9 protein-coding genes and 2 pseudogenes are annotated in these 13,557 nt (G+C 56.7%); 10 read left to right on the plus strand and 1 reads right to left on the minus strand.

Annotated features, from left to right (window positions below):
- The first annotated feature begins 254 nt into the window (after nt 1-254).
- The 5 genes from PM3016_RS11255 (at nt 255) to PM3016_RS11275 (ending at nt 8,896) form a co-directional block, all read left to right on the plus strand.
- Complete coding sequence (locus tag PM3016_RS11255; protein ID WP_238540496.1) at nt 255-4,802, plus strand: S-layer homology domain-containing protein; 4,548 nt, start codon at nt 255-257, stop codon at nt 4,800-4,802.
- A 78-nt stretch (nt 4,803-4,880) separates the two neighbouring features.
- On the plus strand, nt 4,881-5,693 hold the full coding sequence (locus tag PM3016_RS11260; protein WP_014369533.1) for a DUF4430 domain-containing protein: 813 nt from the start codon (nt 4,881-4,883) through the stop codon (nt 5,691-5,693).
- On the plus strand, nt 5,690-6,577 hold the full coding sequence (locus tag PM3016_RS11265; protein WP_014369534.1) for an energy-coupling factor transporter transmembrane component T: 888 nt from the start codon (nt 5,690-5,692) through the stop codon (nt 6,575-6,577). The genes PM3016_RS11260 and PM3016_RS11265 overlap by 4 nt, the downstream gene beginning before the upstream one ends.
- On the plus strand, nt 6,544-8,190 hold the full coding sequence (locus PM3016_RS11270) for an ABC transporter ATP-binding protein (protein WP_014369535.1): 1,647 nt from the start codon (nt 6,544-6,546) through the stop codon (nt 8,188-8,190). The genes PM3016_RS11265 and PM3016_RS11270 overlap by 34 nt, the downstream gene beginning before the upstream one ends.
- A gap of 1 nt (nt 8,191) precedes the next feature.
- Nucleotides 8,192-8,896: an ECF transporter S component gene (locus PM3016_RS11275; protein WP_014369536.1), complete on the plus strand. Its 705-nt coding sequence runs from the start codon at nt 8,192-8,194 to the stop codon at nt 8,894-8,896.
- A gap of 93 nt (nt 8,897-8,989) precedes the next feature.
- Here PM3016_RS11275 and PM3016_RS11280 read toward each other — a convergent pair whose 3' ends face one another.
- Nucleotides 8,990-9,862, minus strand: coding sequence for a LysR family transcriptional regulator (locus PM3016_RS11280; RefSeq protein ID WP_014369537.1), 873 nt, complete (start codon nt 9,860-9,862; stop codon nt 8,990-8,992).
- Between the two features lie 110 nt (nt 9,863-9,972).
- On the opposite strand from PM3016_RS11280, the pseudogene PM3016_RS11285 reads away from it, so the two are divergent.
- The 5 genes and pseudogenes from PM3016_RS11285 (at nt 9,973) to PM3016_RS11305 (ending at nt 13,550) form a co-directional block, all read left to right on the plus strand.
- Nucleotides 9,973-10,880, plus strand: a pseudogene (locus PM3016_RS11285) (PhzF family phenazine biosynthesis protein).
- Between the two features lie 27 nt (nt 10,881-10,907).
- A complete protein-coding gene (locus PM3016_RS11290) occupies nt 10,908-11,441 on the plus strand; it encodes a DUF1572 family protein (RefSeq protein ID WP_014369539.1) in 534 nt (177 codons plus the stop codon).
- 16 nt (nt 11,442-11,457) lie between these two features.
- Nucleotides 11,458-11,988: a GNAT family N-acetyltransferase gene (locus PM3016_RS11295; RefSeq protein WP_081484319.1), complete on the plus strand. Its 531-nt coding sequence runs from the start codon at nt 11,458-11,460 to the stop codon at nt 11,986-11,988.
- A gap of 351 nt (nt 11,989-12,339) precedes the next feature.
- Nucleotides 12,340-12,670: pseudogene (locus PM3016_RS11300) on the plus strand (PadR family transcriptional regulator).
- A gap of 13 nt (nt 12,671-12,683) precedes the next feature.
- Complete coding sequence (locus PM3016_RS11305) at nt 12,684-13,550, plus strand: pentapeptide repeat-containing protein (protein WP_014369542.1); 867 nt, start codon at nt 12,684-12,686, stop codon at nt 13,548-13,550.
- Nucleotides 13,551-13,557: the final 7 nt, after the last annotated feature.

The raw sequence follows: 13,557 nt of genomic DNA on the forward strand, positions 1-13,557 counted from the left end.
AGGGCTTGAACGTGTAGCAGGCACGCCGCAACAATCAATGGACGCCGTGCCGCGAAAGTGGTATTCTATGTAAAACATTGAAAGACAATATCGAAAGTTGTCGAATGATAGTTTCCCAGCTGTTGGTATTTATTCGGTCAGGGAACATCTTTCGCCTGCGGGTCTAGTGTGCAATCGGCATCCCTTCTCGTAGGGATGCTTTTATTTTTTTGGCGGAGAGGGGTATGGAATCAGGAATGAAGAGTCACAGAGGGATGAAACGAATAGGTATGCTGCTGCTCAGCTGGTGCTTGATGGTATCGATGCTGGGCGGGCTGCTGCCTGTGTATGCGGCTGGGGCAGCTAGGGGGCAGGTTGCCGTTCCTGCGGCAATTGACGATGCTGCGGGCTATATCATGGCTGTGAACGGCAGCGCGCCTACGGATTGGGACGCGTATGCACTGGCCAAGGTGGGGAAACCGGTACCGGCCTCCTATTTACCGTCCGTGAGTGCGGAGCTTCAGAAGAGCGGCGGGGTGTACGGCAATGTAACGGACTATGCCCGCATAGCGCTCGGGGTGAAGGCGGCCGGGGGCGACCCCGAGGCGGTCACTTCCGGCTCCGCTTCGTATAACCTCATCCAGAGCATCTATACCAGCGAGCGGATGACGGCGCAGGGGACCAACGGGGCGATCTATTCCCTGCTCGCATTGAGCAGCGGGTCTTACGATATCCCGTTAACCGCACAGTGGAATCCCGACAAGATCGCAGCCTGGCTGCTGACGCAGCAGAATGCGGACGGCGGCTGGCCGCTTGCGGCCGGGGGAGCGGGGAACATCGATATTACCGCTTCGGCGATCTATGCCCTGTCACCCTATAAGACGCTTGCCGGTGTGCAGCCGGCGATTGACAAAGGAGTGCAGTGGCTCTCCGGCAAGCAGCTTACGAACGGCGGATTTACGGAGTACGGCGAGAATGCGGAAAGCACGGCTCAGGTCATTCTGGCGCTGTCCGCAGCCGGCGTGGATGCGCGCAGCGGAAGCTTTGCGAAGGCGCAAGGCAATCCGCTAAGTTATTTGTTCGGCTACCGGCAGAGCGACGGCGGGTTCGCCCATGTACTCGGCGGCCCATCCAACGCGGGAGCGACCGGACAGGCGATCATGGCCCTGGCCGCTTATCATGCCTTTACCGGAGGGAACAGCGGCACGTACGATGCGGTGCTGACCACCGGAAGTACGGCGCCTCAGGCGGCAAGTGTAACGGTGCATGTGGCAGGTCCGGCCGGCATCCTTGCGGAGGGCCCGGTAACTGCGGCTACCGCCTATGAGGCTGCCGCCCGGCTGCTGCAGTCGTCGGGGATTGCGTGGCAGGAGGGCGCAGGCCATTTTATTACTTCCATAGGCGCTGTAGCGAATGACAACAATGCTTATACTTATTGGCTGTACAATGTGAAGCGGCAGGGAGCCTGGGATTTTGCCGGCACGTCGAGCCTTGGGGTGGCCGATTATTCCCTTCGCAACGGTGATGAGATCTACCTGTACTACGGCGGGATGGACACTGCCTTCGTCAAGTCGATTACGGCAGATCCTGCGCTGCCGGTGGCCGGACAAGCCCTTGAGGTGAAGGTTCAGCAGACGGCATGGGATTGGAATACGGGCATGGAAGCTGTAACCGTGGCTTCCGCCGTATACGTGGAGCTTGGCGGACAGAAGGTGCAGACGGACAGCCAAGGAATCGCCCGGTTTGCGTCCGGCCTGCCGGGCGGCACTTACAAGGCCGTGGTTACAGGATACCCGGAAGGCACGGCTCCCCGGATTGTAACGGATTCGAAGGTGCTGGAAGTCGGCTCGGCGGACATTCAGATCGAGGGATCCACGGGCACGTATGCAGTCGGGACGGCCGCTTCTCCGAATCTGCTGGACAGCGTACAGACGCTTTTGACGGACAAAGGGGTTCCGTTCCGCATAGAAAGCTCTTCGTTCGGCAAATATGTCAAATCGATCGGCTCGGATGCCGACGCCTGGAACTATGCGGTCTACCGCCAGGGCAAATGGAATATTCCGCAGGTGGGGATGGCCGACTATACGCTTCAGCCGGGCGACCGGGCGGTGATCTATTACGGCGGGTACGATGCAAGCTGGAATCCGACGACGTACCTGGTGGAATCGGTGAAGCTGAGTCCCGCACAGCCCAGAGCCAACCAGTCCTTCACGGTGACGGTGAACAAAACACTGGGTTATGACACGCCTGCTCCGGCTGAAGGCATTCAGCTGAAGATCGGCAGCCTGACTGCCGCGACGAACAGCGCAGGCACGGCGACGTTCGCCGGGCTGCCGGCAGGGACGTATACACTCGATATCTCAGGCTATGCCGCGGGAGCGGCGCCTCACATCGTCCACACGACGCAGACGGTAACGGTTCTCCCGAGGACCGGAGCCGGAGGGGGCGGCGGAGGAACGGGGTCGTCCGGGAGCCCGTACGTGTATTTATCCGTTGCCGGGGATGAGGAGAAGGGAACCATCCTATCGTCCGCACAGGTATCTCTTCAGAGCGTCGACACGCCATATTCGGTCCTGATCCGCCAGCTGGGGGCGGACCGGGTGAAGTCGTCCGGATCCGGTTCAACGGCTTATGTGCAGGGGATTGACGGTCTGTATGAATTCGACCGGGGGCCGCTCAGCGGCTGGATGTATGCGGTCAACGGCACTTACCTGAGCAGCGGAGCGGATTCCGTAACGCTGCAGTCGGGCGATACGGTCGCATGGCGGTACACATTGGACGGCGGCAAGGACCTCAATGCCGACAGCAGCTCGGCCGGTCCGGCAGTTACGACGGGGACGGCGGCTGCACAGGCGAACGCGCTGAAGACGGTATCGGAGGAGCTGGGACTGGCTTACGATAACCGGAAGCCGGTTCAAGAGGTGGCGAAGCCGGCCATCGTGCTGAACGCTGACAAGAAAATGACGGCAAACGCGGCTGCCGTACTGCAAGAAGTGTTGACCGCGAATACGGTCAACGTACAAAAGTCAGTGACTTCCGGCAGCGCAGCTACCTTAACCGATGATAAAGCAGAACATGAGCTGTACATTCCCGCGGGTGCGCTGAAAGAGACGGCGACCCTTACGGTGAGAGAGCTCCCTTCGGACGGACGCAGCGGGCTCGTATCCCCGATGTATGAATTCGGTCCGGCCGGCCAGACCTTCGAGAAGCCGGTGCAGATCACCATCAAGACACCGGTCGCATCCGAGAACCTGGATGCCTTGTCCTTGGCTTGGCTCAACGAGCTGACGGGCGAGTGGATTCCGATTCCGGCGGTCCTGGATGCAGAGACCGGGAAGATGACGGGATTGGTGAACCATTTTACGAAATTCGCGGTGATCGATAAGTCGAAAGTGCAGAGAGATGCGGCTGTCGAAGCGCCTTCGGCTGTCGAGGTGGGGCCTGCCATTACCCGGGCGTCGGCTTGGCTGAAGAACGGAACGGAGCTGAGCGACTGGTCGGCCTACGCGCTGAATAGAGCCGGTGTGAGCATCCCGTCCGGTTACCTGACGGATGTGGAAGCCCATCTGAGGGAGAAGAACGGGACGTTCCGGAATGTGACCGATTATGAGCGGCTGGCGCTGAGCGTCCAGGCGGCGGGGGGCGACCCGCAGTCCATCGGGGGCTTCAATCTGATCGAGCGGATTTACAATAACGAACGGATGGAAGCGCAGGGAACCAACGGCCCGATCTACGCGCTGCTGGCTCTGAACGCCGGAGACTATGAGATTCCGGCCGATGCGGCATGGACCAAGGAAAAGCTGCTGCAGTGGATTCTGGATGTTCAGAATGCGGATGGCAGCTGGCCGCTGGTCAAGGGCGAGACGGGCAGCACGGATCTAACCGGTTCGGCCCTGGCGGCTTTAAGCTATTACGGGACGCAGGCGGAAGTGAAGGCGGCTGTGAACAAAGCCGTGCAGTGGCTCGGCACCCAGCAGGCGGAGAACGGCGGCTTCGCGCTGGATGGTGTGGTGAACGCCGAAAGCACGGCACAGGTGCTCTGGGGGCTGTCGCTCAGCGGTATCGATCCGGTACACAGCGCTTCCTTCAAGTCAGGTGACGGCCATATGGTGAACTACCTGCTTGGGCTGCAGCTGGACAGCGGAGCCTTCCCTCATGTAAGCGGCGGGGAAGCGGAAGGGATGGCTACGGAGCAGGCAGTAATGGCGCTGGGAGCATACCGGGCCGCCTTCTCCAAGGCGGGGGTGGATGTTCCCAAAGCCGCGCCTGGCTATGCGGATGAGACGGAGATCTCCTCATGGGCGCTGACCTACGTAGAGAAGGCGGCGGAGTATGGGATCATGGAGGGAACAGGCGATGCGGTGCCGACCTTTGAGCCCCAAAAGCAGGTGACCCGCGCGCAGTTTGTGGCGATTCTTCTGAGGCTGCTGGGGGAACCGCCTTCCTCGGAGGAGGCCGCCGTCCGATTTGCGGACGTCGCGCCCGGCTCCTGGTACGCAGGCTATGTCGCTCAAGCCGTATCCCAAGGCATTGTGGAAGGCGTAAGCGAGGATCGGTTCGCTCCGGATGCGTCCATCTCGCGGCAGGAGATGGCGATCATGCTGGCCAGAGCGCTGAAGCTCCAGCCGGATGATGCCGGTCCGGCCGCATTTACCGACCTTGGCGAGGCCTATCCGGGAGCCGCCACCTTCATCGGGGCTGTTCAGGCGAACGGTCTGATGGAAGGGGACGAGTCCGGTCGGTTCCGGCCCGAGGACCCGGCTACGCGGGAAATGGCCGCTGTCGTGGCGGTAAGAGCCTATGAATTGACAAAACAGCCCTAATCGTTGACGATGAGAAGAGCCCTGTTCGCGGGGGCTCTTCCTTTCCTTTTTCAGACGATGTGTACAGGAGGAACATAGATGAAAAGATGTATATTGCTGCTGGGGCTCGCCGCAGCGCTTATGCTGTCCGGCTGCGGCAGCGGGGAGCAGCAGGCGGCCGTCGCGCCGGTGCAGGCTCCTGCACCGGAGAAGGCTCCGGCCGCTGCAGCGGCCGGCGGGCCGAACGCAGGGGCCGATGCGCCCCCGGCGGATGCGGCCAAGCCGGCCGGGGCCGCACCGGTGGCCGCGGAGCCGTCGGCGCAGCCGAAGGCGGCTGCAGACGGGCCCGCAGGGCCTGGTGCTGCGCCGGCTGAGGCGGCCCCGCCCGGCACGGCGGAGCGTCCGGCCGCAGGCGGCGCAGCGGCTCCGGCGGCAGCCCCGCTCGCGGGCGAGGCGGCGGCTGCACCGGCTCCGGCAGCGGCCCCGCCGTCCGCAGCCGGACAGCCGCCGGCGGCCGAACCGGCCGTGCCGGCCCAGCCCGCTTCGGCGGAGGCCCCGGCGCCTGCGCCTGCAGCGCTGACCATCCGCATTACCGGAGACGGGGCGCGTGAGATTTTGAAAGAAACTTCCGTGTCCTTCCAGGATGGAGCGACCGTACTGGAAGTTCTCAAGCTGGCGGCCAAAGCGAACAAGCTTCAGATGGAATACCAGGGCAAGGGCGCTTACGCCTATGTGCAGGGCATCGACAACTTATACGAGTTCGACCACGGGCCCAAGAGCGGCTGGGTGTACAAGGTTAACGGACAAGCGCCAAGTGAAGGGGCCGGCGCTTATAAGCTGCAGGCGGGCGATCGGATTGAATGGTTCTATACGCTGGACCTCGGCGAAGACGTAGGGACGAAGATGAAATGAGCAGCGGATTCCGGTCGTTTCATCCGTTTCCCTGCTTTTTCTTTTATATGGGGGCTCTGATTCTGGGCATTGTCGTGACCCATCCTGTATATATCCTGACACTTCTGTTCCTTCTCATCGGGCTTGTGGCTTTGAACGGAGAGATGCCGGCCTTACGGGGCATGCTGAGGTTCTTTCTCCCGGTTTCTCTGCTGTATGCGATGATCAACCCGCTGTTCTCCCATCGGGGTCGGCATATATTGTTTTATTTCTGGGACCAGCCGGTGACGCTCGAGTCGCTTGTCTACGGACTCTTTGCGACGGTGAACCTGCTGGTGATTCTGGTTTTGTTTATTTCTTTCAACGCGGTGATTACGCCTGCCCGGTTCTTGTATCTGTTCGGCTCGGTGTTCCCCAAGCTGGGGCTGCTCATCGTGATGTCGATGCGCTTTGTTCCGCTGTTGAAGCGCAGGCTGGGGGAGATCGCTTCGGTCCAGCAGACCAAGGGCATCGATGTTGGACAGGGAAGCCTGCGCAAGCGGGTAACGGATGGAATGAAGCTCCTGCAAATTCTGCTGACCCTCTGTCTCGAGGAGGCGCTGGAGACGGCGGACGCCATGAAAGCGAAGGGCTACGGCTCGGGCCCCCGGGGGCGGTATGAGGAGTTCGTCATGCGGCCCGGGGATTGGACTCTGCTGGCGGCGCTGCTCGGACTCTTTGCCGCCTGCATCGGATTCAGGCTGCTGGGCTATGGAGCCTACCGGATCTTCCCGGCGCTTGAGACCGTTACCCTGCACGGCTGGGAGCTGCTTTCGTACGGGTGCTTTACGCTGTTCGCGGCTGTGCCGGTCATCATAGAAGGGAGGGAGATGTGGCTGTGGCGATACTGGAGATCCAGGATGTGAGCTTTCGTTATCCGGACGGGGAACAGGCGGTGCTTGACGGGGTGAGCCTGACCGTGGAAGCCGGCGAATTTGTGCTTCTCTGCGGACCCGCAGGCTGCGGCAAAACCTCGCTGCTCCGTCATATCAAGAGGGAGCTTGCGCCTGTCGGCGTGAGGAGCGGGGACATTTTATTCGATGGACGCCCTCTGTCCTCCTATGACGACAGGGTTCTCTCCGGGAATATCGGGATGGTTCAGCAGAGCCCGGAGAACCAGACGGTAACGGACCGGGTGCTGTCGGAGCTCGTCTTCCCGATGGAAAATGTGGGCTTGGAATCCGCTCTCATGCGGAGGAGGGCGGCGGAGCTGTCCCACTATTTCGGCCTCGACGGGCTGCTCGGCAGGTATGTACATGAGCTGTCCGGCGGGCAGAAGCAGCTCCTGCAGCTCGCATCCGTGCTGGCTCTGCAGCCCCGGCTGCTGCTGCTCGACGAGCCGACGGCGCAGCTCGACCCGCTTGCCGCCCGGGAGCTGATCCAGCTGCTGCAGCGGATCAATCATGACCTGGGGCTGACCATCCTTGTGGCGGAGCACCGGTATGAAGAGCTTTTGCCCGTCGTGGACAGGGTGATCGCCATGGATAGCGGCTCGATCCGCCATAACGGCACACCGCGGGAAGCCGCTCAGGCCTTCTGGTCCGATCGGGCGGGGGGATGGCGCGATTTTGTTCCGCCGATTCCGGCTTGGTTTCTGCAGGACAACCGGCAGCCGGACGACTGTCTGCCGCTTACTGTCAAGGAAGGGCGGCAGCGGCTTCAGCGGGGGAGGAGCAGCGGGAGTGCGGGCCGTCCGGCAGTCGGTAAGCCGCCGGAAACGGCGAAGAAGGAGATGGGCTCCGTTCTGCTGGAGTGCCGGGAGCTGTATTGGCAGTATGGCCCGAAGGACCCCGCCCCGGTATTGAAGAATGCGTCGCTTCAGGTGCGTGAGGGGGAGGTGCTGGCCATCCTGGGGGCCAACGGATCGGGCAAAACAACCCTGCTCAAAGCGATGGCCGGCATCCTGAAGCCCCAGAAGGGCAAGGTGCTGCTGCAAGGGAAGGACCTGGTCAAGTGGAAAGCCCGCGAAAGAGCGGCAAGGGTAGGGTATCTCGATCAAAACCCGTTAACCTTTTTCATCGAAGAAACGGTGGAGGCGGAGCTTCAGGCCGCTGCCGCAAGGGCGGCGGACGGAGAGGGCCTGGAGGCGAAGGCGGTGCGCATCGAAGCCTTGGTCAAGCGGCTGGGGCTTAGCCATGTACTTGCACGGCATCCTTATGATCTCAGCGGAGGGGAACGCCAGCTTGCGGCGTTGGCTGCCGTCCTGCTGGCAGGCCCCGATCTTCTGCTGCTCGATGAGCCGACCAAGGGGCTGGATCCTGCGGCCAGGCGCAGGTGGGGAGAACGGCTTAGGGAGCTGCAGCAGACAGGCAAAACCGTTGTCATGGTCACGCATGACGTCGAATTTGCTGCGGACCATGCCACACGCTGCGCGATCATGTTCGACGGTATGCTTGCCGGCGACGGGCCGCCGCCGTTGTTCTTCAGCGATAACTTATACTATACGACGGCGCTCAGCCAACTGCTGAGGTGGAATTGAGATGAGGCGGTCCCGCATCGCGTTCTTCGTCGTCATTCTTCTATTCTTCGGGGGGCTGGCCTTGACGATCTGGGCGGCTGACAACCAGTATCTGCCCTTGGCGTTATTCCTGGTGTGCGCCTCGATCGCGCCGTTCTTTCTCCGCTTCGAAAGACGGTCCATCCAGGCGAGGGAACTTGTACTGCTGGCCGTTCTGTCCGCTCTGGCTGCGGTCGGCCGCGTCCCCTTTGCCGCGCTGCCGAGTGTGCAGCCGACGTCATTCATCATTATCGTCTCCGCGCTTGTGTTTGGTTCGGAGACCGGCTTTATGGTCGGGGCCGTGGCAGCCCTGGTCTCCAACATGTTCCTCGGGCAGGGCCCCTGGACGCCCTGGCAAATGTTCAGCTGGGGCATGATCGGCTGGACGGCGGGAACGCTGTACCGGTGGGGATGGCTGAAGCACCGCCTGCTGCTGCTCGCCTTCGGATTTGCCTGGGGCATCTTGTTCGGATGGATTATGAACATCTGGTTTCTGGCCAACATGGGCCAGGATCTCACCTGGCCCTCGGTCCTCGCCGCGTATGCCGCCAGCTTTTATTTTGACCTCGTCCACGCGGTTTGCAATGTGTTGTTCCTCGCGCTGCTGGGGCCCGGATGGATCAAGATCCTGGAGCGGTACAAGCGGAAGTACGGGCTGCTTGAGCTGTCTTCCGATGAGCGGGTTTAGTTTGTTTGTAACTATAAAATAAAGTGTAACTAAGGCGCCCGATAGTCATATATCGGTGCGCCTGTTTTGTTTATAAAATGGAGTCCTCCCCCCCTAAGTGTGCTCCAGGAACCGCGTTTGCGCCTCTTTGATAAAGGCGGCTGCGGCCGGGGAGACCATGTGCTGTGAGAGTACAGATAATCCGATGTTACGAATAATCGGAGGATGCAACGGTCTAACCGCTACATTTGCCGGCACAGCCGGCAGGATCATGGAAGGTACGATGGACACTCCAATGCCTGCCTCAACCATGGAGAGAATGGTGGAATTCTCTGCTACCTCGAACTGCTTATTCAGGCTAAGTCCCCTCTCTTGAAATGCACTCATCACAAGATGTTCGCATCCGGATTTAAGTGAAAGAAACGGTTCATGGGTAAGCTGCTCGATGGAGATCATGTCATGCCCCCGCAAAGGATGATTCGCCGGGAGAATGGCAACATATGGATCGCTAAGCAGCTGCACGGTGTCTAATCCATCACTTGGATCAGCCAGAAACCCAAGGTCAACGACACCTGCCTTGATCCATGCTTCCACCTCTGCATAGCTTCCTTCAAAGAGAAGCAGTTCCACACCCGGATAATGGCTGCGAAACGCTTGAAACAGTTCTGGAATCACATTCGCCGAGAAACTGGGAAACGAACCGATCCGGATGGTCCCGCTATTCATACCTCTTGACGCAGCGGCAGCTTGATGGATCTGTTCCGTATGATTCATGATCTCACGAACATGTGCCAGGATTTGTTCTCCCGTATCCGTCAGCTTAACGCCTTTGCGATTACGCGTAAAAAGAGGAATTCCCAGCTCTTTTTCCAAATCACCAATGCTGTGGCTGACGCCCGATTGGCTTGCATTCAAAAGCTCCCCTGCTCTGGTGAAACTGCCAGTCTGCACGACAGCAAGGAATACTTCCAGTTGAAAGAGTGTCATTGTCGCCCCTCAATTCCATGAATTTTTCTTCATGTATGGTATGGTAAATTTTCATTTTACGTTGGGTTGGAACTTAACTATTATGAAAAGCTATAAGGGAGTGATTCATAATGATGAAGCAGATAAGAGTGTATCATGTTGATGCCTTCACCCAAAATCCGTTCGAAGGCAACCCCGCTGGAGTAGTGCCTGATGCCAGTGATTTAACATTAACGCAAATGCAGAAAATTGCCAACGAGCTAAACTTGCCGGAGACGGCATTTTTATTGCCGCCCACGGATCCGAAGGCAGATTTCCGAGTCCGTTACTTTACACCGCAGGAAGAAATCAATTTTTGCGGTCATGCTACGGTTGCTTCCGTCTGGTTGCTTGCCAATGAGTACGGATGGGCCCAAAGAGCAGATCATATCACATTAGAAACCAATATAGGTCTGATTCCTGTGCATTGGGATCAAGGTGAAACCAAGGTCAGCAAGGTGACCATGACACAGATTTCGCCACAAGTAAAAGAAGCGCCATTCCATGATAGATTAGAAATTGCTAACTTGATAGGCGTTGATGTGGATCAATTGGATGAGCGTTTTCCTATCAAACTTGCCTATACAGGGAACTGGACTCTAATTGTTCCCGTGAAAACACATCAGGCAATCGATCTAGCCCAACCTAAAATGGATCAACTGGCCATGTTTAATAAAAAATATTCCATTAGCAACACACACCTATTTACTTTTGACGCAAAACAAGGGTTTGATCTCTATACACGAGATTTTGCACCTGCGATTGGTATTCCTGAAGATCCCGTGACAGGGGCGGCCAATGGTGCTCTGACCGGGTATCTTGTCTTGGAAAACATAATAAGTAAAGAAAAAACTCACCTCACGATCGGTCAAGGTGATGCATTGGGACGACCTGGCACACTTTATGTAACCATCAAACGACGGAAACGGATATGCTGATCCAAGTCGGAGGATTCGCCCATGTCACACTGGAAGGTAATCTGCGATTACCGGAACGTTGAACCCATAATCAACTTGGAGGGATTGTCATGGTGGAACTGATTAAGGACGTACTGGAAGACATGAATAAGCAGCTTGATCGAATCGAACGAAGCTTGAATCTGCTTACCGATGAACTGATTTGGAAGCGATGGAAAGATTCCATGAACAGTATTGGTAATATCTGCTTGCATTTGGCGGGTAACGAATATCAGAATGTTGTGAGCGCCATTGGAAACAGACCATTCATCAGGGAGCGTTCCCGCGAATTTACTACGGAGGGGGGGATATCAAAGGAGGAGCTGATTGGCCTTCTACGCCAAACTCGATCCGAGTCGGAAAGTGTATTATTCGCCTTGACTCCTGATGATCTATCCCGGGAAGTCACAATCCGCTATGGGCTGGAGGATTGGAGGCGTATGCACCGAAGGGATTCCCTTGACCATGAAGCCTGCGATACAAGATTCATTGGCCGGCTTCTTGTGCAGGTTTCCGCACACTACGGGTACCATGCGGGACAGATCATCATGCTCACCAAAATGTTACAGGATACGAATGAGCATATAACGGGGCAATACCACTAAATTCAAGTTTAAGGGAATGATGGCAGTGATCAAACTTGAACATTTCGAACGATCCGACTTTGCTCAGCTTATGGAATGGATGGATTCACCAAAGTTTCTATTTCAATGGGGAGGTCAAACTTTTAGCTTTCCCTTAAATGAGCAGCAGCTGGAGCATTACATCAAAGACGCCAATACCAATACTGCTCAAGCCTTCATCTACAGGGTAGTACATGTAGAAAATAATGAGGTCATCGGGCATATCCAATTACAGATGGATCGGGTCAATCAATCTGCAAGGATAGGTAAGGTGCTGGTTGGAAAGAGAAGCTTAAGAGGACAAGGCATAGGGCAATTGATGATAAAAAAGGTGGCAGCTATTGCTTTTGAAGAATTAAAATTACACAGAGTTAGTCTGGGTGTGCTGGATTTTAATCTTTCTGCTATTGCATGTTACGAGAAGGCAGGGTTTGTTAAAGAAGGACTAATCCGAGATAAACGAAGAATGGACAACGAATTCTGGAGTGTGTGGGAAATGAGTATGTTAGAAAACGAATGGATGAAATGAAGAGTAAGAATTCATGTTATGCCGTTGGCAGCAAGGGGGAAGATCGCCGCGAGGCAGCTGCTCCCTGATTCGCGTTAAGCTGATGGGCCGGATGATGCAATTTTTGCCCTCTACAATCTTGAACTCAAGTACGAAAAGCATGTTACCGCGAGAGCGGCGGCTGCGCCAACAGAACCGTTTAGTAAAATGGGCCGTGTCGGGCCTTAAAGTATACTCCCCAGGAAACCGCGAACCGCGCTCTGCGCGGTTCTATTTGTCTGCACCAATTATTTCAGATAAAGTATCTAAGTAAAAACACTACCTTGACAGACACAGTAATATGTCTTATCATGCAGATATGGAGGTGATTGAATGAGCGAGAACAAAATCACATCCGACCTGTTACGCGGACATACGGATACGATGATTTTACGGCTCTTGTCTGAAGCCTATGGTTACGGTTACGAGATTGTCAAGCTGATTGCCGAGCGTTCGGGCGGCGCGTATGAACAAAAGGGAGCCAAGATGTACTCCGGCTTCCGGCGGCTGGAAGCGGACGGCGATATCGAGTGGTACTGGGCGATGAATCACAGGGGGGACGTCGCAAATATTCTGGGATTACCGAAAGGGGCAAGGACATACATACACCCGCAGCATAAGCAATTGGGAGTATGCCAAACGCGTATTAGAAAATTTATTATAAGGAGATTGAAATGATGAATTCGAAATTGACGGATTATCTGAACAGCGTTTTTATGCCATACGATGGGGTGAAGAGCGTCGCCGAATTAAAGGCCGATCTGCTCTCCGATTTGCAGGAGCGATACCGTGAACTCAGAGCGGAGGGGAAAGACGATGAAACGGCGTTTAAGCTGACCGTTGAGAGTATCGGCAACATCGAACAAACGATCCTGGAGGTCGCCAACCTCTCCCGCTCGCTGGAACGGCAGGCAGTAACAAACTTTAGCGGAAGCAGCCTGGCCCAAAGCGACTTTGCGGGCGTGATGGCCCATAAAGGCCGGTTTACAGGCAGCGCGCTGCACGGTTCCGACTTTTCGGGCGCAGATTTGACCGGCAGTTCGTTTAAGAGCAGCGACGTACGCGAAGCCAATTTTGACGGTGCGAATCTGACGGACTGCAGCCTGTCCACGCTCGATCTGGCCAATGCTAGCTTCCATAAGACGATCCTTGTACGCACCAACTTCAGCAAGTCGGGCCTGGATGGAGCCCAATTCACAGGAGTAAGACTGACCGACGTCACGCTAACGATGACCGATCTTAGAAAAACGATCTTTGAAGGTTGTGTATTCGATGGGGTTGACTTCTCGTACTCCGACCTGAGCGGGCAGTGTTTGGACGGACAGACGTTTATCCGCGTTAAGTTTGACAAAGCGGCATTAAACGAAGTTTCGTTCAAGGGCGCAACGCTCAAGAATGTGTCCTTCCAGTCGGCGTCTATCTTCTCTAAGAAGTATTTTCGCGCCATCCAAACCGTCTGCTTTGACGGCGCAGCGATGGATAAACTGACCTTTGCTCTGCTCAAAGGCATGGAAGCCGATTTGTCAAAAGTTACAGTCATTTAATGTATGG

The sequence above is a fragment of the Paenibacillus mucilaginosus 3016 genome, assembly GCF_000250655.1.
GTDB classification, from domain to species: domain Bacteria; phylum Bacillota; class Bacilli; order Paenibacillales; family NBRC-103111; genus Paenibacillus_G; species Paenibacillus_G mucilaginosus.